The organism is Pantoea eucrina (assembly GCF_001691555.1).
GTDB lineage: Bacteria > Pseudomonadota > Gammaproteobacteria > Enterobacterales > Enterobacteriaceae > Pantoea > Pantoea borealis.
On the sequence record NZ_MAYN01000008.1, the window covers coordinates 1,748,304 to 1,773,796 of the forward strand.

The following is a 25,493-nucleotide window of genomic DNA, read 5'->3' on the forward strand; positions in this document are numbered from 1 at the left end:
GCTCTCACTCTATGCACTGCTGCGCTGTCATCTCGTAGCCTGCCAGCGCATGCGTTTAAATTCTTCAGCGTTGAGAATAAGTTACCTTCAACAACCCGTCATTTAAGCAAAATCGCAGCCACCGCACAACCCGCTACAGGCTGAAATACCCGGCGTCAGGCGGCGCCGCGCACTCTAAGCATAGCGCTGCATTCGTATTTTGCTGTCAGGCAGATTATCGCTTCAGCTATACATTTTCCGCTGCAACCTCTGTACAATCGCGCTCCTGTCCATACTAATTATGATGAATTTTTATCCTTATGAGCCATGTCACTAATCCGCCACGCGTGGGCTTCGTCTCACTCGGTTGTCCTAAAAACCTCGTTGACTCAGAACGTATCCTGACGGAACTGCGTACTGAAGGCTATGACGTGGTACCACGCTACGATGACGCGGAGATCGTTATCGTTAACACCTGCGGATTTATTGACAGCGCGGTTCAGGAATCTCTGGAAGCGATTGGTGAAGCGCTGAATGAGAACGGCAAAGTGATCGTCACCGGCTGTCTGGGTGCCAAAGTGGATCAGATCCGCGAAGTGCACCCGAAAGTACTGGAGATCACCGGTCCGCACAGCTATGAGCAGGTACTTGAGCACGTGCATACCTACGTGCCTAAACCTGTGCATAACCCGTTTCTGAGCCTGGTGCCTGAGCAGGGCGTGAAACTGACGCCGCGCCACTACGCCTATCTGAAGATCTCAGAAGGCTGCAACCACCGCTGTACGTTCTGCATTATTCCGTCCATGCGTGGCGATCTCGACAGCCGCCCGATTGGCAGCGTGCTGGATGAGGCGAAGCGTCTGGCTGAGTCGGGCGTGAAAGAGCTGCTGGTGATCTCACAGGACACCTCGGCTTACGGCGTTGATGTGAAACATCGCACCGGTTTCTGGAACGGCGCGCCGGTAAAAACCAGCATGGTGAGCCTGTGCGAACAGCTCGCGAAGCTCGGCGTCTGGGTGCGTCTGCACTATGTTTATCCCTATCCGCACGTCGATGATGTCATCCCGCTGATGGCAGAAGGCAAAATATTGCCCTACCTCGACATTCCGCTGCAGCACGCCAGCCCGCGTATTCTGAAGCTGATGAAGCGCCCGGGCGCTGTGGAACGTACGCTGGAGCGCATCAAGCGCTGGCGCGAGATCTGCCCGGAGCTGACGCTGCGCTCTACGTTTATCGTGGGCTTCCCCGGTGAAACCGAAGAAGATTTCCAGATGCTGCTCGACTTCCTGAAAGAAGCGCGCCTCGATCGCGTAGGCTGCTTCCAGTACAGCCCGGTAGAAGGTGCTACCGCTAATCAGCTGCCGGATCCGGTTCCGGAAGAGGTAAAACAGGCGCGCTTTGACCGCTTTATGCAGCTGCAGCAGCAGATCTCCAGCGAACGTCTGCAGGAGAAAGTCGGCCGCGAAATACTGGTGATCATCGATGAAGTGGATGAAGAAGGTGCCGTCGGACGCAGCATGGCAGACGCACCGGAAATCGACGGTGCCGTCTATCTCAACGGCGACCGGCAGGTAAAAGCAGGTGATGTGGTGCGGGTGAAAGTGGAACACGCCGACGAATACGATCTGTGGGGCAGCCGCATCTAACCATATTTCTTCTGATGCGCTTTTTTACGCGCCAGATAATCTTCATCAGCGCGTAATTTATCCCAGCACGCTTTAAAGATGGCCGCCGCGGCGGCCTTCTCTTTCTCTACCGTCCGCGGCAGCTCTTTGCCATCAGCATCATATTTACGCCCGCCCTGATGATTGCTGTAGCGCCGGGCGCGCGTATATCCCATCTGAATAAATTTGCGTGCCATATCCATACCGACAAAATCATCTTTCTCGCGATAGTCTTCAAACAGCTGCATGATTTTTTCAGACGACTCTTTCGCCACCTCGACGGTGCGAAAACGCCACCAGGGCAGAATCTCGCTTTTGTAAGGCTCTACCATCAGTACGCCCTGCTCACCCCGCCCCACGCGATAAAGCTCAGGATGCTGTCGCAAATCGAGATTTTTATAATCCTGCTGATAGTCAAACGGTTCCATCTCTTTTCTCCTTTGCGCCCTGACCTGTGATCGGAACTGCTTTGCGCCGGCAGCATGCTTACCGGCAGAGCAACGTCCTGCGAAACGGGCCGGGGAAAATCTGTGAAAGCGTTATTGCTGCTCCTTTAATATTAGACACATTTAGTGGCCCGGGCCGGTCCGCTGCTCAGCTTTTCAGTTTTGGATCCAGCGCATCGCGCAGACCATCACCCAGCAGGTTAAATGCCAGTACGGTCAGAAAAATCGCCAGACTGGGAAAAATAGCCACGTGGGGTGCCATCACCATATCCGCCCGCGCTTCATTCAGCATCGCTCCCCACTCCGGCGTGGGTGGCTGTGCACCGAGCCCCAGAAAAGAGAGGCTGGCGGCAGTAATAATTGAGGTGCCAATCCGCATCGTGAAATAGACCATGATTGATGAGATCGTGCCGGGCAGAATATGCCGTAAAATAATGGTCCGGTCTGAAGCACCGATACTGCGCGCCGATTCGATATAAGTCTGCTGCTTCAGCACCAGCGTGTTACCCCGCACCAGCCGGGCGAACGCGGGTATGCTGAAAATCGCTACCGCCACAATGACATTGCTCATCCCGCTGCCCATAATGGCGACGACCGCAATCGCCAGCAGAATACCGGGAAACGCGAACAGTACGTCGCAGATGCGCATAATCAGGCGATCCCACCAGCCCTCATAGTAACCCGCCAGCAGACCCAGCAGCGTACCGATAAACGCACCGATAATCACAGAGAAAAAGCCCGCCATCAGCGAGATACGGGTACCAGCCAGCACCCGGCTGAATATGTCGCGCCCCAGCGAGTCCACGCCAAACAGATGCAGCCAGGATGGCCCTTCATTCAGGCGATCGTAGTCGAAATAATTTTCCGCATCGAAAGGCGCGATCCACGGTGCAATACAGGCCACCACAATCAGCAGCAGGACAAAACTGCCTGCCAGCAGCGCCACATGCTGCCGGCGAAAACGGCGCCAGAACTCACGCCACGGGGTACGCACCCGGTTTTCCGTCAGGTGCGGCAGCTGTTTCACCGCCGCATCGCGTCGCCAGTTATTCAATTGCGACTCCTTATTTGTAGCGAATAGCCGGATTAATCGCCGCGTAAAGCATATCGACAATCAGGTTGATCAGAATAAACTCCAGCGAAAACAGCAGGACTTCCGCCTGAATCACCGGATAGTCACGCATCTCCACTGAGTCCACCAGCAGGCGACCCAGACCAGGCCAGTTAAACACCACCTCCACGACGATAGATCCCCCCAGCAGGAAACCAAACTGCAGGCCCATCATCGTGACCACCGGGATCAGAGCGTTACGCAGCCCATGTTTTACCACCACCAGCGATTCGCGTACGCCTTTGGCCCGGGCGGTGCGCATGTAATCTTCCTGCAAAACCTCTATAAAGGAGGCGCGGGTAAAGCGCGCCATGATCGCCGCGACGGCAGCGCCCAGCGTGACAGAGGGCAGAATATAGTGCTGCCAGCTATCCGCGCCGACGGTGGGCAGCCAGCCCAGCTCCACGGAGAAAATCTGCATCAGCAGCATGCCCAGCGCAAAGGCCGGAAACGAGATGCCGGAAACCGCCAGCGTCATGCCGATACGATCGGGCCAGCGATTGCGCCATACGGCAGAAACAATCCCCAGCGCCATACCCAGCAGCACTGACCACGCCATACTGGCCAGCGTCAGCCACAGCGTCGGATAGAAGCGCATCGCAATTTCATCCGCGACCGGGCGTCTGGAGACCAGCGACTGGCCGAAATCGCCCTGCAGCGCGTTGAAAATAAAGTGCCCGAACTGCCGGATGAGAGGCTGATCCAGCCCCAGCTCGCTGCGTACCAGCGCAACAACGGATGCATCGGCTTCGGGTCCGGCAATCAGACGTGCCGGATCGCCGGGCAGCAGATGCACGAACAGGAACACCAGTACGGCAACAATCAGCAGCGTGGGGATCAGCCCCAGCAATCGTTTAAAAAAGTAGTTGAGCATGCAACATCCTGCGCAGCAGTGGCCAGCCTGAACGGCTGGCCAGTCTGGTTACTTCAGATCCGCTTCGTCGAAATTAAACGAGGTATCCGGCATGACATAAAACCCGGTCAGGTTTTTGTTACTGGCAGAGAGCAGCTGCTCTACCACCAGCGGGATCCACGGGCGATCGTTCCAGATGCGATCCTGCGCATCTTTATACAGCTGCGCTTTGCGTTCACGGTCGGTGGTCTTTAACGCATCAGCCAGATCTTTATCCACCTGCGGGTTACTGTAAAACGCAGTATTGAAGATCGCTGGCGGCCATGAGGTGGTGGCGAACAGCGGCGTCAGCGCCCAGTCGGCTTCACCGGTAGAGGCGGACCAGCCGGTGTAAAACATGCGCACACCGCTCTCTTTCTGCCCCTTGCCTTCCACTTCCGCGGCCCGCTGTCCGGCATCCATGGCGGTGACTTTTACCTTCACGCCTACCTGAGCCAGCTGCTGCTGGGTAAACTGCAGCACCTTCTGCGCCGTACTGTGGTTATGCGAGGACCAGAGCGTGGTCTCAAAACCGCTGGCGTAGCCCGCTTCTTTCAGCAGCGCGCGCGCTTTTGCCGGATCATATTTGATAGCCGGATAACGCTGAGCGAAATCGATAGAGGGCGGCACGATACCGGTAGCGGGGGTGGCATAACCGGCAAACGCCACTTTTGCCAGCGCCTCGCGGTTAATGGCATATTCCAGCGCTTCACGCACTTTCGGGTTATCAAACGGCTTTTGCGTCACGTTGAGGCTGATGTAACGCTGCATGATAGAAGGCGTGGTCACTACGTTCAGCTTACCGTTGCTTTCAAGGCGTTTGGCCTGCTCAAAAGGAACCGGAAACGCAAACGTTGCCTCACCGGTCTGCAGCATGGCCGCGCGGGTGTTGTTATCCACGACTGGCCGCCAGGTGATGGTATCGAGTTTTGGATAGCCCGGCTTCCAGTAGCCCGGCCACTTTTTCACTTTGACAAAATCGGTCTGATTCCAGGTGTCAAACTGATAGGGTCCGGTGCCGACCGGATGGAAGCCAATCTCTTTGCCATATTTTTTCAGCGCGGTGGGCGAAATCATCGCCGCCGCCGGATGTGCCAGATTGTTGATAAACGCCGAGAACGGCTGCTTCAGCGTAATTTTTACCGTAAGCGGATCGACCACTTCCGTGGTCGCAATATATTTGAACAGGTTATAGCGTTTGAGATGGTTGTCGGGATTACTGGCGCGATCGAGGTTGACCTTCACCGCCTCAGCGTTGAAATCGGTACCATCCTGAAATTTGATGCCGGAACGCAGTTTGATGGTGTAGGTGAGCCCGTCATCGCTGGCCTGAGAGCTTTCGGCGAGCACGTTAACCAGCTTCATCTCCTTATCAAAGCTGAACAGCCCCTGATAGAAGGATTTGGCAACCGCCTGCGATAGCGTATCGTTGGCGTCATAAGGATCCAGCGTGGTAAAGGTCGAGCCCACGGCAATGACCGCATCTTTTGCCGCCCAGGCGGGCAGCGACAGCGCAGCGCTCAGCACGCCAGCCGTCATAATTCCGTTACGCATAATCTGGTGCATGATGGTGATTCTCCTGTAGTCCCTGTCTGCTGCGTCCTGGGTTCAGGACGCTCTGTTTTTGTCAGGCGCCACTGATCGCGTGGCGTGCCACAAAGTGTCCCGGCGCGACCTCCAGCAGCGGCGCGATTTCCGGCTCATCTCCCAGCGGACGTACGGCGCTGGGGATCTCATCAACCATTAACGCCCGTTCACGGTGCCGGTGTGCCGGATCGGCTACCGGTACCGCCGCCATCAGCTTGCGGGTATAAGGATGACGTGGCTGCTCAAACACCGCCTGGCGTGGTCCTATCTCAACGATCTGTCCCAGATACATCACGGCTACACGATGGCTGATCCGCTCCACCACTGCCATATCATGGGAAATGAACAGAAACGCGATGCCGGTTTCCCGCTGCAGATCAAGCATCAGATTGATAATCTGCGCCTGGACCGATACATCCAGCGCTGACACCGATTCATCCGCAATCACCACTTTGGGATTCAGCGCCAGCGCACGCGCAATACAGATGCGCTGACGCTGCCCGCCTGAAAACTCATGCGGATAGCGCTGCGCATGCTCCGGCTGCAGCCCTACCCGCTCCAGCAGCCAGGCAACGCGCTTCTCTGCCTGCGCGCGACTCATCACCCGGTGCACCAGCAGCGGCTCCATCACAGAAAAGCCCACGGTAAGGCGCGGATCGAGGGAGGCGTAAGGGTCCTGAAAAATAAACTGAATATCGCGCCGCAGCGCCGCCAGCGCGGCACCCTGCAGCGCGTCGATGCGCTGACCGTCAAAGGTAATGCTGCCGCCCTGACTGGCGACCAGCCGCAGCAGTGAACGACCGGTGGTCGATTTACCGCATCCCGACTCACCAACCAGTGCCAGCGTCTCACCGGCATAAAGATCAAAGCTCACCTTCTCTACCGCGTGCACCCGGCGCGTGACCCGGTTAAAGAGACCGCCACGCAGATCGAAGCGGGTGACCAGGTCGCGCACCTGCAGCACCGGAGGCCGATCGCGACGCACGGTATCCTGCGGCAGAGCCGGCACCTCTTGCCCGCCGGGGTGGAGCAGCGGAAATTTCGCCGGCAGTGGCTGCCCGCTCATTGCACCCAGCCGGGGCACGGCCGCCAGCAGCGCGCGGGTATAGGGCTGAACCGGTGCGTTAAACAGCTGCTGCACCGGCGCCTGTTCGATAACATCGCCGCGATACATCACCTGTACCCGATCGGCCATCTCAGCAACGACGCCCATATCGTGCGTGATAAAAATCACGCCCATCTGCATCTCTTTTTGCAGCACGCGGATGAGCTGCAGGATCTGCGCCTGAATAGTGACATCCAGAGCCGTAGTCGGCTCATCGGCAATCAGCAGCGCCGGCCGGCAGGAGAGCGCCATCGCAATCATCACGCGCTGGCGCATGCCGCCAGAGAGCTGATGCGGATAGCGCGACAGAATAGCGTGCGCATCCGGAATGCGTACCAGGTCCAGCATGCGACGCGCTTCAGCCAGCGCCTGCTGGTGACTCATTTTCTGATGTAAGCGCACGGATTCAGCAATCTGTTCGCCCACGGTAAACACCGGGTTCAGCGAGGTCATCGGTTCCTGGAAGATCATCGCCATGTCAGCGCCGCGCACCTGCCGCATCTCACCGGCTGACGCACGCATCACGTCCAGGATCTCCCCGTTTCTGCGGCGCAGCTTTATCTCACCGCTTATCTCGCTGCCCGCCTGCTGAATCAGGCGCATCAGCGCCAGTGACGTCACTGATTTACCTGAGCCGGATTCGCCAACCAGCGCCAGGGTTTCACCCCGCAACAGATCGAGCGAAAGATGACGGACCGCTTCAGTTTTGCTCTCTTCATGCTGAAAAGTGACGCACAGATCGCGTACCGCCAGCACCTGCTGCTGTTCCATTCTGCCTGCTCCTTAGCTGTCGCGGTAAATGGCTACCTCAACCGGACCCTCAACGTAAGCAAAGCCCCGGTACATGCCTTCGCTGTTAAACGGCAGTGCAAGATTGCCGTGTGCGTCAACCGCAATCAGACCGCCGCTGCCTTCCAGCTCCGATACCGTATCGTGGATGACGCTGGCGGTCGCCTGCTGCAGCGAACGTCCGCCATATTTCATCTGTGCGGCGACATCATAAGCCGCCAGCGTACGCATAAAGACTTCACCAGTGCCGGTACAGGAGACCGCAGCGCTGTCGTTGCTGGCATAGCAGCCGGCGCCAATCAGCGGCGAGTCGCCCACGCGGCCAGCCTGCTTGTTGGTCATGCCCCCGGTGGAGGTCGCCGCGGCAAGATTGCCGTGCAGATCCAGCGCGACCGCACCCACGGTACCCAGTTTGCGATCCTCATCCAGCGGCGTCGCGGCCACATCGTGATCCAGCGGCGTAGCGTCGCTGTCGCGCACGCGCAGCAGCTGCGCCAGACGTTCTGGCGTTGAGAAAAAGTCAGCGGCAACGGGCTTCAGCCCCTGTGCCACGGCAAAAGCTTCTGCGCCGGCACCGATCAGCAGCACGTGAGGACTCGCCTCCAGTACTTTACGCGCGGCAAGGATCGGATGTTCAATATGACTGACGCCTGCTACTGCGCCCGCCTGCAGCGTACGACCATCCATGATGCTGGCATCCAGCTCGTGTGTGCCCTGATGGGTGAAAACTGCGCCCCGCCCGGCATTGAATAGCGGACACGCCTCCAGCCGTCGCACTGCGTCAGTCACCGCATCCAGTGCGCTTCCGCCTGCGGCCAGAATCTGCTGCCCCGCTGCGATAATGTCGTGCAGCTGCTGCCGGTAATGCTGCTCGCGCGCCGCGCTCATAGTCGTGCGGGAAAGCGCGCCTGCTCCGCCATGGATAGCGATTACTGCTTTCGTCATTAGCTGCACCTGTCAGGATTATCAGCAGAAAAAACACTGATTTAGAATGGTTTTCATCATTTTCAGACAATTTTCGACTATAGGAAGCACCCGGCAGCTTGTAAAGCAGAAAGTGCATCTGCCCTCATAACCTTTTCTCAGGCTTTATAGCTTTTTCCTTTCGCGACAGACCTTGTTAAATGCCCACCGCGCGATCTGTGCGGCCGGATCAAACGGGTCTGGCCTTACGCCAGCGCCTTAACCCATAATAGGTTACATCTGACATTTATCCGTCCGGGAGAGATATGGAACCCAATACCGCTGGCTTAATTTCGCTGGAAGAGGCGCAGCAGATGATGCTGCAAACGCTGCAACCTGTGAGCGGAACCGAACAGGTTACCCTCGCTGATGCTGCCGGACGCATTACCGCAGAGTCGGTGATCTCACCGCTGAATGTGCCCTCATTCGATAACTCTGCAATGGATGGCTATGCGGTGCGGCTAAGCGATCTCAGTGCTGACGGGCCGCTCGCCGTCGCGGGCAAAGCCTTTGCCGGTGCCCCCTGGCGGGGCACATGGCCGGCAGGCAGCGTTATCCGCATCATGACCGGTGCCCCGGTACCGGCAGGCTGTGACGCGGTGGTCATGCAGGAGCAAACGGAACAACACGCAGACGGTATCGCGATCACCGCACCGGTAAACGCGGGTCAGAATATCCGCCGCATCGGTGAAGATATTCGCGCCGGACATCAGGTTCTGGCAGCGGGTGTGCGGCTGGGTGCCGCTGAGCTGCCGCTGCTCGCCTCGCTGGGTATTGCCCGGGTATCGGTGCGGCGCAGGCTGCGGGTGGCAATATTCTCGACCGGAGATGAGCTGCAGGCCGTGGGGGAACCGCTGGCAGAGGGCCAGATTTATGACACCAATCGCCTTACCGTCTCGCTGATGCTCAGCAAGCTGGGCTGCGAGGTTATCGATCTCGGCGTTATCGCTGATGACCCGCTCGCGCTGCGTCAGGCCTTTATGGCAGCAGACAGTCAGGCCGATGTGGTTATCAGCACCGGGGGCGTCTCAGTGGGTGAAGCGGATTTTACCCGGGAGATCCTCGACGAACTCGGCACCATAGGCTTCTGGAAACTGGCGATCAAGCCGGGCAAACCTTTCGCGTTTGGCCAGCTGGCCAATAGTCTGTTCTGCGGGCTGCCGGGCAACCCGGTCTCTGCCGCCGTGACCTTTTATCAGCTGGTCCAGCCGCTGCTGGTCAGGCTGAGCGGTCAGACAACACCGGCAATGCCGCTGCGCCAGCGTGCGCGGACGCTGGACCGTCTGAAAAAATCACCGGGACGCCTCGATTTTCAGCGCGGGGTGCTCAGCCGCAGCAGCGAAGGTGTGCTGGAAGTTCGCTCCACTGGTGCACAGGGCTCTCACGTTTTCAGTTCGTTTGCGCAGGCCGACTGCTTTATTGTGCTGGAGCGCGAACGCGGTACGGCAGAAGCGGGTGAATGGGTTGAAGTTGAGCCTTTTAACCCTCTGCTGGAGGGGTAATGACACGCGAACTTACGCATGAAGAGATGCTGCGCTATAACCGGCAGATTGTCCTGCGCGGCTTCGACTTCGCCGCACAGGAGCAGCTCGCAGAGTCACGCGTGCTGATAACGGGCCTGGGGGGGCTGGGATGCGCGGCCGCACCCTGGCTCGCCTCCGCTGGCGTCGGACATCTGACGCTGCTCGACTTTGATACCGTCAGCCTGAGCAATCTGCAGCGGCAGATCCTGCATCGCGATGAAACGATTGGCCAGCCCAAAGTCGACTCTGCGCGCGCGCAGTTAGCCGCAATGAATCCGCACTGCGTGATTGAAACCTGTGACATGCAGGCTGATGACGCAGCCCTGAGTGCGCTGATTACGCGGCATGATGCGGTGCTGGACTGCACAGATAATGTGGCTACACGTGAACAGCTGAACCGCCTCTGCTTCCGGCAAAAAGTCCCGCTGATTTCCGGTGCAGCGATCCGCATGGAAGGCCAGCTGAGCGTTTTTACCTGGCAGCCTGGCGAGCCCTGTTACCGCTGTATCAGCCGTTTGTTCGGAGAACAGACGCTGAGCTGCGTGGAAGCCGGCGTGATGGCCCCGCTGGTGGGCGTCATTGGCGCAATGCAGGCGATGGAGACGCTGAAACTGCTTACCGCGTTTGGTGAACCCGCCCGCTCACGCCTGCTGATGTATGACGCAATGCGTGCTGAATTCCGCAGTATGAAAGTAGTGCAGGACGCACAGTGTGACGTGTGTGGTGCCCCCTGAATGCAAACAGGCCGCCCGGTCGGGCGGCCTGTTAAGCAGACAGAAAGATCAGGGTTATGAAATACCCTGGCTGCGCAGGTAATCTTCGTAGTTACCGGTGAAGTCAACGATGCGCTCGCCTTTCATCTCCATCACGCGCGTGGCCAGCGAGCTGACAAATTCACGGTCATGTGAAACAAAGATCAGCGTGCCTTCATACATCTCCAGCGCCATGTTGAGTGATTCGATCGATTCCATATCCAGGTGGTTGGTCGGCTCATCCATAATCAGAATGTTAGGCTTCTGCATCATCAGCTTGCCAAACAGCATCCGCCCTTTCTCACCGCCCGACAGCACTTTGGCCGGTTTTTTGATGTCGTCATGGCTGAACAGTAAACGGCCCAGTACGCTGCGCACGGCCTGTTCATCATCGCCATCCTGCTTCCACTGGCTCATCCAGTCGAACACGCTCAGGTCTTCGGCAAAATCTTCGGCATGATCCTGCGCGTAATAGCCGATGCGCGCATTTTCAGACCATTTAACGCTGCCGCTGTCCGGGGTTAATTCGCCCACCAGCGTTTTCAGCAGCGTGGATTTACCAATACCGTTGGCACCCAGAATTGCCAGCTTCTCGCCCACTTCCAGCATCAGATTCAGCTTATTAAAGAGTGGGCCGTTATCAAATCCTTTCGTCAGCGCTTCCACTTCCAGCGCATTACGGAATAATTTCTTATCCTGCTCAAAGCGAATATAAGGGTTCTGACGACTGGACGCTTTAACTTCATCCAGTTTGATTTTATCAATCTGTTTCGCACGCGATGTTGCCTGACGGGATTTAGAGGCGTTGGCACTAAAGCGGCTGACAAAAGATTGCAGGTCAGCAATCTGCGCTTTCTTTTTCGCGTTATCAGCCAGCAGACGTTCGCGCGCCTGCGTTGCTGCGGTCATGTACTCATCGTAATTGCCCGGATAAACGCGCAGCTCGCCATAATCGAGATCCGCCATATGCGTGCAGACCATATTCAAAAAGTGACGGTCATGCGAAATGATGATCATCGTACTGTTACGATCGTTCAGTACCTGTTCAAGCCAGCGGATGGTATCAATATCCAGGTTGTTCGTCGGCTCATCAAGCAGCAGAATATCGGGATTAGAGAACAGCGCCTGCGCAAGCAGTACACGCAGTTTCCAGCCCGGTGCAATTTCGCTCATTGGCCCGTAATGTTGTTCAACCGGAATACCCACGCCCAGCAATAACTCGCCCGCACGTGATTCCGCGCTATATCCATCCATTTCACCGTAGGCGACTTCGAGATCGGCAACTTTGTAGCCTTCTGCTTCACTCATTTCTGGCAGAGCGTAAATACGGTCGCGCTCTTCTTTTACGGCCCAGAGTTCCTGATGCCCCATTATGACCGTATCCAGCACACTATATTGTTCAAAGGCAAACTGATCCTGACGAAGCTTACCAATACGCTCATTGGGATCGAGTGAGACATTGCCGTTGGTAGGCACGAGATCGCCGCCCAGTATTTTCATAAAGGTCGATTTACCGCTGCCGTTTGCACCGATTAAACCGTAACGGTTACCTCCGCCAAACTTAACGGAGATATTCTCAAACAGCGGCTTGCTGCCGAACTGCATAGTGATATTGCTGGAAACTAACACGGCATTGACCTTTGTTACACGGTGGATGAAAAAACAGCGGGCATTATGCCAGAGATGGGCTATATGAGCCAGTCTGCGCCGGGCAATGGCGCAGCTTTTCCGCAAACAGGCTGTTAGCAGATGCAAAATAGTGTTAACAGCATCCGTATCAGGCGATTCTGCCCTGCTGACGTTACGTCATCGTTATCAGTTAGCGCAGTTTGTTACATAAGATAAAAACATCAGCCAATAAAAAAGCCGGGGACAATATGTCCCCGGCTCCCATATACAAGGATTGCGTCGCTTATTTAATCAGGAAACTGTCCAGGCTCTTGCCGGCATCCAGCGCTTTTTTAATCGCTGCTGGCGTGCGTCCCTGGCCGGTCCAGGATTTTTCATCACCGTTTTCGTCGGTATAGGTATATTTAGCCGGACGCGGTGCACGCTTGGCGCGTTTTTTACCGGTTTCAAGTGCGCCCAGTAATTCGTTAGGATCGATACCGTCAGCCAGCAGCATTTCGCGATATTTAGACAGCTTCTCTTCTTTTTCGCGATTTTGCGCTTCTTCGGCTTCAACTTCTTCACGACGTTCAGTCACAACAACAGTTAATTTTTCCAGAATTTCTTCCAGATCGGTCAGCGGCAGTTCACGCGCCTGCGCACGTAATGTGCGAATGTTGTTCAGTACTTTAAATGCGTCACTCATCACAATGTCCTTGTTTAAGGGGTATTAATAAACTGTAGCGGCAAGATTACCCAATTCAAATAAAAAAATAAATTAATTTTGCAGACCGGATTATTCTTAACAGGTTCGCTTATTGTTATTGTTCAGTCAGGATAAGCCGTATCGGTTAACATTAAGCGTTAATAAACTGATAAAGTTTCCCGCCACCTGTTGCATTGATATCGATTTCATTTGCCGATCCCACGAGTGAAACAAGTAGTTAGCAAAATTTTAGTTTGTGACATCCTGCAGGCGAAGCGTAAAAATAATTAATCATGTCGCTCTTATTCACATTTATTGTACTTTTTTATTGATGTGGAAGTCAGCCTGACTATCGCCTAAAAAGAAAAACCGGCGAGCGCCGGTTTTATCAGAGAAATCTATTTTTTATCCGCTTTTCTGAGCTGATGGCCTCATTACCTGACGCGGCGATGTTTCCGTCAGCCAGTCGCGCAGATAATGCTCAATCTGTTCCAGTGAACGATTACGGGTTTCCGGTACACAGCAGAAAACAAACAGCGTACCGAACAGGCCGGCTGCCGCAAAAATAAAAAAGGCACCTGACAAACCCACCCATGCGAGAAGCAACGGAAACAGTAATGAGATAGTAAAATTCGTCAGCCACATGGCAAATACCGCCCCGCCCATAAATATACCGCGCAGCCGCGTCGGGAAAATTTCGGATAATAGCAGCCAGGTGACCGGTGATAATGCCCCCTGCTGAAAACTTAAAAACAGCAGCATACCCAGCAGGACCATATAGCTGCGCAGCATATCAGGCTGACCGTTTAACGTGTCCGGCATAAAGTAGCTGACGGATCCGATAAAGACCAGGCAGGCAGTGCACCCTATTTGTCCGATAAGCGTGAGGGTACGGCGGCCAATACGTCCAAGCAGCCAGATCCCGGCAAATGTCATCAGTACTGAGATAACCCCATTGGCGATAGTGGCAAACAACGCGGCATTATCATCCATGCCTACCGCCTTCAGCATCACCGGCGCATAGTACATGATGGTGTTGACGCCGGTAAGCTGCTGGATTGCTGCTATACCTGTGCCGATAAAAAAGAGCTTAAGCAGCCAGGGCTGACGCAACTCGCGCAGACGCGGACGCTGCTGCTGCTCCTCTTCCAGCGTCTCGGTGATTTCGGTCATTTCCCACTCTACGTCTTCACGTGCGCGGGTCCGCTCCAGGACTTTGCGGGCTTCAGCCAGACGTCCTTTCATCGCATACCAGCGCGGCGTATCCGGCATAAACATCATGCCAAACCAGAGCAGGACAGCAGGCAGCGTCGCCACCGCCAGCATCCAGCGCCAGGTACTCTCACCGCCCCAGGCGGCATGGAATCCGGCATTAGAGATGTAGGCCAGCATCTGGCCGGAGACGATCATCAGCTCCTGCATCGTCACCAGCTGACCGCGTTTATTGGCGGGTGCCATTTCCGCAATGTAGACCGGAACAGTAGCGGAAGCACCGCCGACGGCGACCCCGAGGACCAGGCGGAAGAAAATCATCCACTCAGCGTCTGGCGCCAGCGCCGTTCCCAGCGCGCCGGCAGCAAAAATGGTTGCCAGTACCAGAATGATTTTTCTCCGCCCGACCGCCGCGGCAAAATGCCCCGATATCAGTGCGCCAAATGCCGCGCCCAGCAGCAGGCTACTGGTAACGAGACCGGTGGTTAAAGGCGTCAGATGTATATCATCCCCCATAAACAGCAGCGCCCCGGAGATGACGCCGGTGTCATAGCCGAAAAGCAGTCCGCCCAGCGTGGCAACGGCCGCAATCACTTTAACGAAGGGTTCTGTACGCGTATTACTGTTCGGTCCTGAGGCTTTATTGAGGGTAAGCCAGGTTTCACGAGGCATAACTAACTCCATTTCTGAAAAGATGCATCAAAAATAGAGTATTTTTGCCATAAAAATTAAATATGAAATTTTAGTTTTGCCGTGTTCATCATAACCGATGCCAGGAAATTAGATACCGATCACATAAAACCAGCGCACTTGTCTGTTTATGTCAGCTGCAGAAAGCGTAAATTTAAATTCTTATATAAAAAGGAATATTTATTTCAATTATCAGGTCGCCCCGGTGACAGGACGACCTGACGGTCAGTTTGCCTGCGTGGCCGGGCCAAATACCGCATAATCTGGCAGGGTAACCTGCTGATAATTTTCCCATCCGCCGCCCAGTGCTTTGTAGAGCGCCACCAGATCGAGCGCGCTTTGCGTACGGGCCTGTACCGACTGTGCTTTCGCCTGCGCCAGCTGCCGCTGCGCATCCAGAACGTCAAGAAAGGTGGTCAGACCCTGCTTATAGCTGTCGCTGGCCAGATCAAATGTTCGCTGCAGCGCGCCGGTGGTTTCATCCAGTGCCGTAACCTGCTGCTGATCTGCCCGGTAGCTGACCAGCGCATTCTCTACATCCTGCAGCGCCGTTAGCACTGTCTGCCGGTAATCCAGCGCAGCGCTGGCCTGCTGAGCCCGGGCCAGCTTCACGCTGGACACCAGCCGCCCGCCCTGGAAGATCGGAATAGAGAGTGACGGACCAATGCTGAAGAAATGGCTGCTCCAGTCGTCAAGATAGCTGGCATCGGTGTTACGGACGCCGAGCTGACCGGTCAGGGAGAGATCCGGAAAGAGGCTGGCAACTGAGACGCCAATATTGGCGGTCTGCGCATGCAGCGTGGCTTCAGCCTGACGAATATCGGGCCGCCGGCGCGCCAGCGTCGCTGGGATCCCTACCGGTACCAGGCCAGGCAAGGCCGGCAGCGCTTTTACCGGCATCAGCTCATTATCCAGCGCGCCGGGCGTTTTGCCGAGCAGCACCGCCAGACCGTTCATCGCCTGCCGCGCCTGCGCCTCATACTGTGGCAGCTGTGCATTAAGCGAGGCGAGCTGCGCCCGGGCATTTTCCACATTTGTTGCCGGTGCCAGACCGTTTTGCTGCTGGCTTTGTGTCAGTTCCCAGGTCTCCTGCGCAACGTTGATCTGCGTCTGCAGCGTCGCCAGCACCGCCTGCGCTCCGCGCAGCTGCAGATAGGCACGCGCCACTTCAGCTTCCACTGAAATCAGCACGTCGTCACGCTGTGCAACAGCCGCCTGCTGCTGCGCATCGGCGGCTTCCATCTGCCGGCGTACCTTGCCCCAGATATCCAGCTCCCAGCTGGCATCGAAGCTGCCCTGATAGAGCGTTACAGAGTGATTCAGTCCATCCAGCTGTCCGGCGATATCATTATCCACCCGATCGTATACGCCATTGGATTTAAGCAGGCCTTTCAGACCCAGCTGCTGGCGCGTGACTTTGGCTGAGCCATTCAGAGCGGGAAACAGTCCTCCGCGCGCCTGCGCCAGCTGCTCGCGTGCACCGGCGATACGTAATACCGCCTGCTGCAGTGAGAGATTACCGCTGATTGCGCGATCGATCAGGCTATTGAGCTGCGGATCGTTAAAGCTGCGCCACCAGAGAGGGTTGGGTGCGGCAGCCAGTGGCTTAGAGGTTTCCTGTGATGACAGTGCGTGAAAGCTGCCGGGCGTCTGCGGACGCGGGGGCTGATAGTCGGGGCCAACGGCACAGCCCGCCAGCAGCGTCGTCAGCGTCAGCGGCAGCGCAACGCGTGAAAAGGTTCTCATTTTAGTGTGCTCCTGCACTGCCTTCGCTCTTGATCGGCGAAAGTAACCAACATAGAGGGATCAATATCATCGCGACAATGCTCAGTCCCGTGAACACGTCGATATAGGCCAGAATGCGCGCCTGAGCGATCATCTCCTGATAGAGCTGGCCCGCGGCAAGCTGCAGCGGATCGCCAGCTACCTGCGTAAAATCGCGGATCGCCTGAGCCCACTGCTGCAATGTCAGGTTGAACTGTTCGTTCAGTGGCGACATGTTGTGCACCATGTGCGCAGACCGCACCTGTTCGCGCTCGGTGATGCCGGCGGTGGCCAGTGAGATACCGATCGAGCCGGCCACGTTACGAAACATGGTAAACAGCGCGGACGCATCGGCGTTGAGCTTCTGCGGAATCGTGACAAACGCAATGGTGGTAAGCGGAACAAACAGAAAGCCCAGTCCGATAGACTGCGCGCTGCGCATCATAACCAAGGTTTTAAAATCAACGTCCGGCGTCAGCGTACTGGAGTAGAAAAAGGCCAGCGCCAGGCAGCTGAAGCCAAAGGCGATAATATAGCGCGTCTGCACTATTGGCATCAGCTTGAGCACCAGTGGAATAGTCAGGACTATCAGTATTGCACCAGGCGACAGCACCAGTCCTGACCAGGTGGCGGTATAGCCCAGGTCCTGCTGCGCCAGCTGCGGCAGCACCACTGAGCTGCCGTAGAGGATCATGGCCATACCGGCCATCAGCAGACCGGCAACCCAGAAGTTGCGATCTTTCATCACGCGAATATCCACCACCGGCTTACGCGCATAGAGCAGCCAGTAGACGGCGCCCACCAGCCCCACCGCTGCCAGCATGGCGAACAGACGGATAAAATGGGAAGCGAACCAGTCTTCATCTTCACCGCGATCGAGAAACACCTGCAGACAGCCCAGGCCAAGTGTGATCAGGCTGATGCCGATATAGTCAATTTTCAGCCGGCCTTTGGCCCACTTGCGCTCCCACGGCGGATCTTCAAGCAGCTGGTAAATCGCCAGCACCGTTAAAATGCCCACCGGGATATTAATAAAGAAGACCCAGCGCCAGCTGTAGTTATCGGTGATCCAGCCGCCCAGCGTGGGGCCGATCACCGGCGCCACAATAATTGCAATAGAGGAGAGGCCAAAGGCTTTACCGCGATCGGCAGGCTTGAAGTAGTCCAGCAGCACCGATTGCTGCACCGGCTGCAGGCCACCGCCAAAAAAGCCCTGCAGCACGCGAAACAGGATGATTTGCCACAGCTCGGTGGCAATGCCGCAGAGAAATGAACAGATAGTGAACATCACAATACAGATCAGGAAGAACTGCTTGCGGCCAAACAGGCGACTGAAAAAAGCAGATATCGGCAATACAATACCGTTTGCCACCAGATAGGAGGTCAGCACCCAGGTGGATTCGTCATAGCTGGAAGAGAGTGAACCCGCAATATGCGGCAGCGCAACGTTAACGATAGTGGTGTCCAGAATCTCCATGAACACCGCCAGCGTTACTGTGATGGCGACCAGCCAGGGGTTGCTGGCCGGGCGCCAGCTCTCGCCTGCACTCATTCTACCGTCACCTCAGGCTCTACCGAGAGCCCAAGCGGCAGCGGATGCTCGGGATCCAGTCCGCTATCAATTACGATTTTAACCGGAACGCGCTGCACAATTTTCACATAGTTCCCGGTGGCGTTCTCCGACGGGAAGGCAGAGAAACGTGAGCCTGACCCCATCTGAATACTGTCGACGTGGCCATGCAGTTTCATATCAGGCCATGCGTCCACGCTGATTTCCACTTTGTCACCCGGGTTCATGCGCGCCAGCTGCGACTCTTTGAAATTAGCGGTGATCCAGATGTCGGGTGACACCAGCGAAAACAGGGCTGACCCCGCCTGCACCAGCGTACCGAGCTGCACGTTACGTTTGGTGACAAACCCGTCGTAAGGCGCGCGCACTTCGGTATAAGAGAGGTTCAGCTCTGCAGTATTGAGCTGCGCCTGCGCCTGCTCTACCTGCTGCTGGCGCGCTTCAACGTTCGTTTCCTGTTGCCGGATCTGCAGTTTTACCTGCGAGGCGACTTCAACCTGCGCTTTAGCGCTTTGCAGCTGTGCTTCAGCCGAACGCAGCTGCGCCGCCGCGGTATCGATATTACGCTGGGACGTTGCCCGGGGATCCACACCGCGCTGACGGCGATAATCCGCCTGCGCATTCAGTAAGCTGGCCTGCGCGCTCGCCTGCTGCGCCAGCGCCTGGTCGCGCTGCGCCGGATACTGCACGCGCGAGAGTGCCAGCTGCGCCTGCGCCTGATGCAGCTGCGCCTGGGCCAGACCCAGCTGCGCTTTAGCCTGATCGCGCTGTGCAGCGCTGTCGCGCGGGTCGATCACCACCAGCAGATCGCCTTTCTTCACCCGCTGATTATCTTTAACCAGCAGCTGCACCACATAGCCCGAGGCTTTAGGTGCCACGGTGACCGCATTGCCTTCCGTAAAGGCGTCATCGGTGGTTTCAATATTGCGGGTGGTAAACCAGAACCAGAAACCCACTATCAGCATAATCACCACAACAATCGCGAGAATGATGAGCGGCTTTTTACCGGGGCGCTTGCGCGGCTGCTCTTCATCCTGGTTATCTTTATCCTGCTGCTGCGGCTGGTTCTTATCCTGCTGCGATTCGTTGTCGTTTTCTGACGGTTTTTGCGGATCCTGCTGCTGATTTTCGCTCATAATTTGTCATCACTGGCTGAAAGCCCGTTCCCCGGGCACAAACGGTCAACTTAACATTAGATAATAAATTGACAAATTCCAGTGTAACTTTACATAAGCAGAGACAGGCGGCACGTTCTGCCACAGTCGCTGAAAAGGCGCTGAACAGAGAGCGCCCGCAGACGAGAGAAACCTAGTGAAGCCACTGCAGCAGTAGCCAGCCGCAGAGCATTGACCACGCCAGCATCGGCAGTGAGTAGAGATGAAAACGCCACCAGACTGCTTTGTCCTGCGCCATGCGCAGCGCAATCAGGTTCGCCAGCGATCCCGGCAGCAGCCCAAAGCCGCCTATATTGACCGCCCAGGCGAGCACTATAGAGGGATCGGTTTTTTGCAGCAGCAGAATAGTGGCCGGAACATTACTGATAAACTGCGACAGGCCGATAGCCAGTAAATAGATACCGCCCTCCCCCAGCTGCCCGATGCGGGCGAACCACGGCTGCAGTGCAGGCAGATGCATGAGCAGAAAAACGTCGATAAACATCGCGACAAAGACCAGCAGCAGACTCCAGTCAATTGCGGCCAGTACACCTCGCGCCATCATCAGGAAACAGACCGCGACCAGCAGCAGCGCCCAGCCAGTCATCTTCAGCTCCAGCGCCACGATAAATATGATATAGAGCAGCAGACTTACGCTGAACAGACGCCGGCTCCACTGTTGCGCAGCAGCATCGCTGTGTTTGTCTATATGCTGCGCCGGGAAGCTCCACCAGGTCAGCGCGATCAGCGTTATCATCAGCACGGCCGCCAGCGGCAGCATCTGCAGGACAAATCCACCCACGCTCAGCGAACCGTGACTCCACAGCAGGATATTTTGCGGATTCCCGACCGGCGTCAGCAGCGATCCGGCATTGACCGCCAGCGCTTCAAAGATAATGAGCCGCGAAACCGGCAGATGGGAGAATTTACGCAGCGTCAGCGTCAGCGGGACCAGGATAAACAGTGCGACATCATTGGTCAGGAAGGTTGAAAGCAGCGCGGCAGCGCAGACCATAAACAGCGCCAGCGCGCGTTCATGCTGAAAGCGCTGAATCAGTCGTGCGCCCAGGACGTCAAAATAGCCGCTGTTTTCCAGCCCTTTCGTCAGCATCAGCAGGCCGGTCAGCGTCATAATGGTCTGCCAGTCTACGGAAGCCGGCAGCTGTGGCCAGCGATACTCTGCCAGCGGCAGCAGTATCACACCCAACAGTAACAACAAATGCAAAATACGGTCACGCATTAAGGATCGAAGCACAATGGGCATGATAGCGGCAGGCCTTATAAGTTAACGACTCTCATAAAATTTCTGGAAGACAGCCAGGGTTTCGTCACTGACGTGATGCTCCAGCCCTTCAGAGTCGCGTCGTGCGGTCTCCGGGCTGACGCCTAATGCCAGCAAAAATGTTTCAACGATATGGTGGCGAACGCGGCTTGCCTCCGCGAGTTTTTCGCCTTCAGGCGTCAGGAAGACGCCACGATAGGGTACCTGCTCTACCAGGCCTGTCGTGCTCAGACGCTTCAGCATTTTTGCCACAGTGGGTTGCGATACGCCAAGACGCGCCGCCATATCCACCTGACGCGCCTCACCAAATTCACGAATGAGATCGGAAATCAGCTCGACGTAATCATCAATCAATTCACGACGATGAGCTTCGCGCACCTGACGAAAGCCTTCAACATGCTCCTCAATATCCTTAAGCGGCCCCTGAGGGGTATTGATGGCATTTTTCGCACGACGACTCATTAAGCTTCCTCTTTATTATCTGCCGCACCTTACCTGCCGTGCGGACTGGCTGCGCTCATTGTAAACCAGGCGCAAATAAGCACAAATTTTTCATGAATAGTGTTGGCTAAAGAGTATAGCCAATGCTATATTTGTACATGATGTAAGCGAAAAGCGTGAAAAGGCAGCAGTGTCCGGTACGCAGCCGCGCTTACGCATCATCTGTTATTCATGGGGAGGTGAAGATGAGCACCCTGAAAAACTGCCTTGATTGTGGCAAATGCCCGCAAGCCGCTCAGCGCAAGCCCGCTTTTGATATCAAATCGCTGCTCTGCCTGTTCAGCCGCTCGCCTTTTGCGCTCCGTCTGATGCTGCTGGAAAAGCTCGCAGGCAAAAAGTGTGAACGCCCGTGCGAGCAGATTATCTGGCGCGGCTGAACGTCCGCAAGGCTACTGCTTAACCCGCCCAATGGCGGGTTTTTGTTTTTCTGCCCTGCTCTGCTGCAACTCAACACGCAGGCAAAAAAAAACGGCCCCCTGCGGGACCGTTTCATGTGCAACTCTGGTCTAAGCTAAACTTAGAAGCTGTAACCGACGCCAGCGATCCAGGTGCCTACGTCAACGTTGCGGATGCGGCTCTGCTCGTAGCCCACGTCCAGCGCAACGTTTTCAATTGGGTTAAACTGCAGACCTGCGCCGTAAGAGAAGCCTACGTCGCTGCTGTCAGATTTAGACTGACCGGCAGTTTCGTTCTGCTGGAATTTACCGTAGCCGATACCTACAACACCGTAGATGCTCGCCCAGTCATTCAGACGGTAAGCCGGACCACCGGTGAAGCCGTAGTACTGGCCTTTGTTGTAAACACCATCTTCAGTACGATCTTTTTCGGTGTAGGTGAAAGAACCGATCCAGCCCAGTGGGTTGGAACCGTCTTCGTAGCGGTATTTCAGGTTGAAGCCGTTAGCTTTGTTAGCAACGCCCTGATAATCGCTCTGTGCGTAACCGCCAGAAACGGTGCTCTGTGCCATGGCTGAACCAGCAGAAACTGCCAGTACACAAGCCAGTGCTGAAAGACATGCAATTTTTTTCATAACCACCTCAAATGTGAAAATACTTCTCTCCTGACAACGCTAAAAATATAACAAAAGTTAGGGAGAAACTCTGCCCGGATTTTGTTGTCCAAGAGATTGTTTGGTGTAACAGAAAGTTAATGAAGTTTCCTATGTCATTCATTTTACTTATAAAATACGCGGTTATTTAGTTCAATAATTCTGCAAACAAAAAATGCCTTTAAGTAAATTCCTAAAGTAATCTGACAATTCTTTACAAAATCGGCCCTGCAAATGGCTCTTTTTTAGCCATTTTCTGAAGCGTAACTGGCCTTATTTTCTCCCTGTCCGCCAGTATTTGCTTTAAGCTACTCCCCTTCGCTCACCCCTTATTTCCGGAATCGACAACAGGATGTCTGCGCCTCTTTCTCGCAAAAATAGCTTTCCCATATGGCTGCCCGTCGTCATTTTACTTGTCGCTATGATGTCACTGCAGGGTGGCGCTTCGCTGGCAAAATCGCTGTTTGACGTGGCGGGCGCGCCTGGCATCACCGCGTTGCGTCTCGGACTCGGAACGCTACTGCTTTGTCTCTTTTTCAAGCCCTGGCGATTGCGCTTTACCCCCGCGCAGCGCAAACCTCTGCTGATTTACGGTCTGGCGCTCGGCTGTATGAACTTCCTGTTTTACCTCGCCCTGAGAACCATTCCGCTGGGAGTGGGCGTTGCGCTGGAGTTTCTCGGTCCGCTGGCGCTGGCGCTGGCGGGCGCACGCCGGCTGCTTGATTTTCTCTGGATCGCCCTGGCGGTCGCCGGCCTGTGGTTTCTGCTGCCGATTGGTGACGGTGTCAGCCATATTGATCCGCTGGGCGCCCTGCTGGCGGTCGGTGCCGGCGTCTGCTGGGCAATCTATATTCTCGCCGGGCAGCGTGCCGGCGCGGAGCACGGTCCGGCAACCGTGGCAATGGGTTCACTGATTGCTTCAGTCATCTTTGTGCCGCTGGGGCTGCTGTTTGCCTCGCCCGGCATCTGGCACTGGGAAATTCTGCCGCTGGCGCTGCTGATCGCTCTGCTCTCCAGTGCCATCCCCTATTCACTCGAGATGATTGCAATGACCCGTTTGCCGGCGCGGATCTTTGGTACGCTGATGAGCCTGGAACCCGCTGTGGCAGCCCTCTCCGGTATGCTATTTCTGGGTGAACGGCTTACTCTGCCGCAGTGGCTCGGTCTGCTGGCGATTATTGCCGCGTCAGCAGGCACAACGCTCACGATGCGACAGAAAGCCCGGCTGAAAGAAGTCGCATGAACCACCTTTAATTATCTCTGGCCGCTGCAGCCTGTTATTTCAGCAGGCTGCAACAGCATCCGGAATCATTATCATTCCGTTATCGCATCGCTAAAGCTGTTATTATTTTGTCACACTGAAAATGCTTTTCAGCTCCATATAATAACTAACTGAATAATATACGTTATTGCGCAAGCATACTTATAAATCCGTCTCATGTCTTTATCTATCTCTGCTATCGGCCAGAACGCTTCAGCATATTTTATAACAGCTGCTATACTTATTTCCGTGCTTGATTAGGGCAACATCAATTAGAGGACATAAATGATGAGTACCGCAAAACTGGTTAAAAACAATGCTTCCGATCTGATTTACACCCGCAATGATGTGGCTGACAGCGAAAAGAAAGCCACCATTGAGGTGCTCAACCGTCTGGTTGTGGAATTCATTGACCTGTCCCTGATCACCAAACAGGCGCACTGGAACATGCGCGGCGCAAACTTCATTGGCGTGCATGAAATGCTGGATGGATTCCGTGCTGCTATTACCGAACATCAGGACACCATTGCTGAACGCGTGATCCAGCTGGGCGGCGTGGCACTGGGCACCACGCAGGTCGTAAATGATAAAACGCCACTGCAGAGCTATCCGCTGAATATTCACAGCGTCCAGGATCACCTGAAAGCGCTGGCCGATCGCTACGCCATTGTGGCTAACGATACCCGCAAAGCGATCACTGAAGTCAAAGATGAAGATACTGCAGATATCTTCACCGCAGCGTCCCGCGATCTCGACAAGTTCCTGTGGTTTATCGAAGCTAATATCGAATAATTATCAGAGGCGGGTTATCCCGCCTTTTTTATTGCTGCTGCCCCGCTTTTTTGACCCTGTTAACACTTCTTTCATCCCACTCTTTTCTTGTCATCATCCTGATGCACACTGTGGCTGCACCAAAAATGTCATATGCACCATAATGGTGCCCACAAATAGTGCATAGGTTCATTTTTCTGCAAAATCGTGTCAGCTGATAGCCCTGCAGCCGGTAATTTCGGGCTGTTATTAAAGTTGGCATAATTTTTTCATATGACAGCCGTAGTGCAGGCCATCAGGCCTGCAGAGCAATAAAGGATAAAATGATGAAGTCTCTGTTTAACGTCTCTGTGGCCGCGCTGGCGCTGGCCTTTTCTCTTTCTTCTACAGCTGCAGACAAAAAACTGATTGTCGCGACCGACACCGCATTTGTTCCTTTTGAATTTAAACAGGGAGACAAATATGTTGGTTTTGATATCGATCTCTGGGATGCAGTGGCGAAAGAGCTGAAGCTGGATTACACCCTGAAGCCAATGGATTTCAGCGGCATCATTCCGGCACTGCAAACCAAAAATGTCGATCTGGCCCTGGCCGGCATTACCATTACCGAGGAACGTAAGAAAGCGATCGACTTTTCTGATGGCTACTATAAAAGCGGTCTGCTGGTGATGGTACGTAATAACGAAAATGACATTAAAGGCATCGACGATCTCAACGGTAAAACCGTTGCGGTGAAAAGCGGGACCGGCTCGGTGGACTATGCCAAAGCGCACATCAAAACCAAAGATTTGCGTCAGTTCCCGAATATCGACAACGCCTACATGGAGTTAGCCACTAACCGCGCTGACGCCGTGCTGCACGATACGCCGAATATTCTCTATTTTATCAATACCGCCGGTAAAGGCCGTTTCAAAGCGGTAGGCGAGTCGATTGAAGCTCAGCAATATGGTGTGGCACTGCCTAAAGGCAGTGATGAACTGCGCGACAAAATTAACGGTGCACTGAAAACGCTGCGCGACAACGGTACTTACAACACAATCTATAAAAAATGGTTCGGTACTGAACCAAAATAATGCCTGCGTAAACGGGCTTATGCAGCAGGGCGCCCTTTGCGC

22 protein-coding genes are annotated in these 25,493 nt (G+C 55.3%); 7 read left to right on the plus strand and 15 right to left on the minus strand.

What is annotated here, in order from left to right:
- Nucleotides 1-299 precede the first annotated feature (299 nt).
- Complete coding sequence (rimO, locus tag BBA90_RS14360; protein WP_065649744.1) at nt 300-1,625, plus strand: 30S ribosomal protein S12 methylthiotransferase RimO; 1,326 nt, start codon at nt 300-302, stop codon at nt 1,623-1,625.
- On the opposite strand, the gene BBA90_RS14365 is transcribed toward rimO, so the two are convergent.
- From BBA90_RS14365 to BBA90_RS14390, 6 genes are all read right to left on the minus strand, one after another.
- Complete coding sequence (locus BBA90_RS14365) at nt 1,622-2,071, minus strand: DUF4385 domain-containing protein (RefSeq protein WP_065649745.1); 450 nt, start codon at nt 2,069-2,071, stop codon at nt 1,622-1,624. The two genes, rimO and BBA90_RS14365, sit on opposite strands and share 4 nt — an antisense overlap.
- 166 nt (nt 2,072-2,237) lie before the next feature.
- On the minus strand, nt 2,238-3,143 hold the full coding sequence (gene gsiD, locus BBA90_RS14370) for a glutathione ABC transporter permease GsiD (RefSeq protein WP_065649746.1): 906 nt from the start codon (nt 3,141-3,143) through the stop codon (nt 2,238-2,240).
- Nucleotides 3,144-3,153: 10 nt separating this feature from the next.
- Nucleotides 3,154-4,074, minus strand: a complete 921-nt coding sequence (gsiC, locus tag BBA90_RS14375; RefSeq protein WP_065649747.1) for a glutathione ABC transporter permease GsiC — start codon at nt 4,072-4,074, stop codon at nt 3,154-3,156.
- A 48-nt stretch (nt 4,075-4,122) separates the two neighbouring features.
- Nucleotides 4,123-5,658 (minus strand): glutathione ABC transporter substrate-binding protein GsiB, encoded by a 1,536-nt coding sequence (gene gsiB, locus BBA90_RS14380; RefSeq protein ID WP_065649748.1) that lies wholly within the window; start codon nt 5,656-5,658, stop codon nt 4,123-4,125.
- A 61-nt stretch (nt 5,659-5,719) separates the two neighbouring features.
- Nucleotides 5,720-7,555 carry a dipeptide ABC transporter ATP-binding protein gene (locus BBA90_RS14385; RefSeq protein WP_065649749.1) on the minus strand — a complete coding sequence of 612 codons (1,836 nt, stop codon included), beginning with the start codon at nt 7,553-7,555 and terminating at the stop codon, nt 5,720-5,722.
- A gap of 12 nt (nt 7,556-7,567) precedes the next feature.
- Nucleotides 7,568-8,518 (minus strand): isoaspartyl peptidase/L-asparaginase family protein, encoded by a 951-nt coding sequence (locus BBA90_RS14390; protein ID WP_065649750.1) that lies wholly within the window; start codon nt 8,516-8,518, stop codon nt 7,568-7,570.
- A 284-nt stretch (nt 8,519-8,802) separates the two neighbouring features.
- On the opposite strand from BBA90_RS14390, the gene moeA reads away from it, so the two are divergent.
- Nucleotides 8,803-10,038: a molybdopterin molybdotransferase MoeA gene (moeA, locus tag BBA90_RS14395; RefSeq protein WP_065649751.1), complete on the plus strand. Its 1,236-nt coding sequence runs from the start codon at nt 8,803-8,805 to the stop codon at nt 10,036-10,038.
- Complete coding sequence (gene moeB / locus BBA90_RS14400) at nt 10,038-10,793, plus strand: molybdopterin-synthase adenylyltransferase MoeB (RefSeq protein WP_065649752.1); 756 nt, start codon at nt 10,038-10,040, stop codon at nt 10,791-10,793. The genes moeA and moeB overlap by 1 nt, the downstream gene beginning before the upstream one ends.
- A gap of 54 nt (nt 10,794-10,847) precedes the next feature.
- On the opposite strand, the gene BBA90_RS14405 is transcribed toward moeB, so the two are convergent.
- The 8 genes from BBA90_RS14405 to mntR all read right to left on the minus strand — a co-directional run bounded on the left by BBA90_RS14405 (nt 10,848) and on the right by mntR (nt 21,259).
- Nucleotides 10,848-12,440 (minus strand): ABC-F family ATPase, encoded by a 1,593-nt coding sequence (locus BBA90_RS14405; protein WP_039383434.1) that lies wholly within the window; start codon nt 12,438-12,440, stop codon nt 10,848-10,850.
- Between the two features lie 283 nt (nt 12,441-12,723).
- On the minus strand, nt 12,724-13,125 hold the full coding sequence (locus tag BBA90_RS14410; protein ID WP_065649753.1) for an H-NS family nucleoid-associated regulatory protein: 402 nt from the start codon (nt 13,123-13,125) through the stop codon (nt 12,724-12,726).
- Between the two features lie 405 nt (nt 13,126-13,530).
- Complete coding sequence (locus BBA90_RS14415; RefSeq protein WP_065649754.1) at nt 13,531-15,009, minus strand: sugar porter family MFS transporter; 1,479 nt, start codon at nt 15,007-15,009, stop codon at nt 13,531-13,533.
- A gap of 243 nt (nt 15,010-15,252) precedes the next feature.
- Nucleotides 15,253-16,773 carry an efflux transporter outer membrane subunit gene (locus tag BBA90_RS14420; RefSeq protein WP_065649755.1) on the minus strand — a complete coding sequence of 507 codons (1,521 nt, stop codon included), beginning with the start codon at nt 16,771-16,773 and terminating at the stop codon, nt 15,253-15,255.
- A gap of 1 nt (nt 16,774) precedes the next feature.
- Nucleotides 16,775-18,343: a DHA2 family efflux MFS transporter permease subunit gene (locus BBA90_RS14425; protein ID WP_065649756.1), complete on the minus strand. Its 1,569-nt coding sequence runs from the start codon at nt 18,341-18,343 to the stop codon at nt 16,775-16,777.
- The gene (locus BBA90_RS14430) at nt 18,340-19,497 is read right to left on the minus strand and encodes an HlyD family secretion protein (protein WP_065649757.1); all 1,158 of its coding nucleotides are present in this window, start codon (nt 19,495-19,497) and stop codon (nt 18,340-18,342) included. The genes BBA90_RS14425 and BBA90_RS14430 overlap by 4 nt, the downstream gene beginning before the upstream one ends.
- Nucleotides 19,498-19,669: 172 nt before the next feature.
- A complete protein-coding gene (locus tag BBA90_RS14435; RefSeq protein WP_065649758.1) occupies nt 19,670-20,779 on the minus strand; it encodes an SLC13 family permease in 1,110 nt (369 codons plus the stop codon).
- A 21-nt stretch (nt 20,780-20,800) separates the two neighbouring features.
- Entirely contained in the window at nt 20,801-21,259 is a 459-nt protein-coding gene (gene mntR / locus BBA90_RS14440; RefSeq protein ID WP_065649759.1) for a manganese-binding transcriptional regulator MntR, read from the minus strand.
- Nucleotides 21,260-21,483: 224 nt separating this feature from the next.
- Here mntR and BBA90_RS14445 point away from each other — a divergent pair, with 224 nt between their 5' ends.
- On the plus strand, nt 21,484-21,675 hold the full coding sequence (locus BBA90_RS14445) for a hypothetical protein (protein WP_065649760.1): 192 nt from the start codon (nt 21,484-21,486) through the stop codon (nt 21,673-21,675).
- A 140-nt stretch (nt 21,676-21,815) separates the two neighbouring features.
- Here the strand turns inward: BBA90_RS14445 and ompX are convergent, their stop codons facing one another.
- Nucleotides 21,816-22,328: an outer membrane protein OmpX gene (ompX, locus tag BBA90_RS14450; RefSeq protein ID WP_065649761.1), complete on the minus strand. Its 513-nt coding sequence runs from the start codon at nt 22,326-22,328 to the stop codon at nt 21,816-21,818.
- A 370-nt stretch (nt 22,329-22,698) separates the two neighbouring features.
- Between ompX and rhtA the strand changes: the two genes are divergently transcribed.
- From rhtA to glnH, 3 genes are all read left to right on the plus strand, one after another.
- Complete coding sequence (gene rhtA / locus BBA90_RS14455) at nt 22,699-23,589, plus strand: threonine/homoserine exporter RhtA (protein ID WP_065649762.1); 891 nt, start codon at nt 22,699-22,701, stop codon at nt 23,587-23,589.
- Nucleotides 23,590-23,895: 306 nt separating this feature from the next.
- The gene (gene dps, locus BBA90_RS14460) at nt 23,896-24,399 is read left to right on the plus strand and encodes a DNA starvation/stationary phase protection protein Dps (protein ID WP_039383410.1); all 504 of its coding nucleotides are present in this window, start codon (nt 23,896-23,898) and stop codon (nt 24,397-24,399) included.
- Nucleotides 24,400-24,704: 305 nt separating this feature from the next.
- Nucleotides 24,705-25,451: a glutamine ABC transporter substrate-binding protein GlnH gene (gene glnH / locus BBA90_RS14465; RefSeq protein WP_065649763.1), complete on the plus strand. Its 747-nt coding sequence runs from the start codon at nt 24,705-24,707 to the stop codon at nt 25,449-25,451.
- Nucleotides 25,452-25,493 lie beyond the last annotated feature (42 nt).

What these genes read in the sequence shown, in the direction of transcription:
- rimO (WP_065649744.1), top strand. Translation starts at nt 300, where the DNA reads ATGAGCCATGTCACTAATCCGCCACGCGTGGGCTTCGTCTCACTCGGT.
- BBA90_RS14365 (WP_065649745.1), bottom strand. Translation starts at nt 2,071, where the DNA reads ATGGAACCGTTTGACTATCAGCAGGATTATAAAAATCTCGATTTGCGA.
- gsiC (WP_065649747.1), bottom strand. Translation starts at nt 4,074, where the DNA reads ATGCTCAACTACTTTTTTAAACGATTGCTGGGGCTGATCCCCACGCTG.
- gsiB (WP_065649748.1), bottom strand. Translation starts at nt 5,658, where the DNA reads ATGCACCAGATTATGCGTAACGGAATTATGACGGCTGGCGTGCTGAGC.
- BBA90_RS14385 (WP_065649749.1), bottom strand. Translation starts at nt 7,555, where the DNA reads ATGGAACAGCAGCAGGTGCTGGCGGTACGCGATCTGTGCGTCACTTTT.
- BBA90_RS14390 (WP_065649750.1), bottom strand. Translation starts at nt 8,518, where the DNA reads ATGACGAAAGCAGTAATCGCTATCCATGGCGGAGCAGGCGCGCTTTCC.
- moeA (WP_065649751.1), top strand. Translation starts at nt 8,803, where the DNA reads ATGGAACCCAATACCGCTGGCTTAATTTCGCTGGAAGAGGCGCAGCAG.
- moeB (WP_065649752.1), top strand. Translation starts at nt 10,038, where the DNA reads ATGACACGCGAACTTACGCATGAAGAGATGCTGCGCTATAACCGGCAG.
- BBA90_RS14410 (WP_065649753.1), bottom strand. Translation starts at nt 13,125, where the DNA reads ATGAGTGACGCATTTAAAGTACTGAACAACATTCGCACATTACGTGCG.
- BBA90_RS14415 (WP_065649754.1), bottom strand. Translation starts at nt 15,009, where the DNA reads ATGCCTCGTGAAACCTGGCTTACCCTCAATAAAGCCTCAGGACCGAAC.
- BBA90_RS14420 (WP_065649755.1), bottom strand. Translation starts at nt 16,773, where the DNA reads ATGAGAACCTTTTCACGCGTTGCGCTGCCGCTGACGCTGACGACGCTG.
- BBA90_RS14425 (WP_065649756.1), bottom strand. Translation starts at nt 18,343, where the DNA reads ATGAGTGCAGGCGAGAGCTGGCGCCCGGCCAGCAACCCCTGGCTGGTC.
- BBA90_RS14430 (WP_065649757.1), bottom strand. Translation starts at nt 19,497, where the DNA reads ATGAGCGAAAATCAGCAGCAGGATCCGCAAAAACCGTCAGAAAACGAC.
- BBA90_RS14435 (WP_065649758.1), bottom strand. Translation starts at nt 20,779, where the DNA reads ATGCCCATTGTGCTTCGATCCTTAATGCGTGACCGTATTTTGCATTTG.
- mntR (WP_065649759.1), bottom strand. Translation starts at nt 21,259, where the DNA reads ATGAGTCGTCGTGCGAAAAATGCCATCAATACCCCTCAGGGGCCGCTT.
- BBA90_RS14445 (WP_065649760.1), top strand. Translation starts at nt 21,484, where the DNA reads ATGAGCACCCTGAAAAACTGCCTTGATTGTGGCAAATGCCCGCAAGCC.
- ompX (WP_065649761.1), bottom strand. Translation starts at nt 22,328, where the DNA reads ATGAAAAAAATTGCATGTCTTTCAGCACTGGCTTGTGTACTGGCAGTT.
- rhtA (WP_065649762.1), top strand. Translation starts at nt 22,699, where the DNA reads ATGTCTGCGCCTCTTTCTCGCAAAAATAGCTTTCCCATATGGCTGCCC.
- dps (WP_039383410.1), top strand. Translation starts at nt 23,896, where the DNA reads ATGAGTACCGCAAAACTGGTTAAAAACAATGCTTCCGATCTGATTTAC.
- glnH (WP_065649763.1), top strand. Translation starts at nt 24,705, where the DNA reads ATGAAGTCTCTGTTTAACGTCTCTGTGGCCGCGCTGGCGCTGGCCTTT.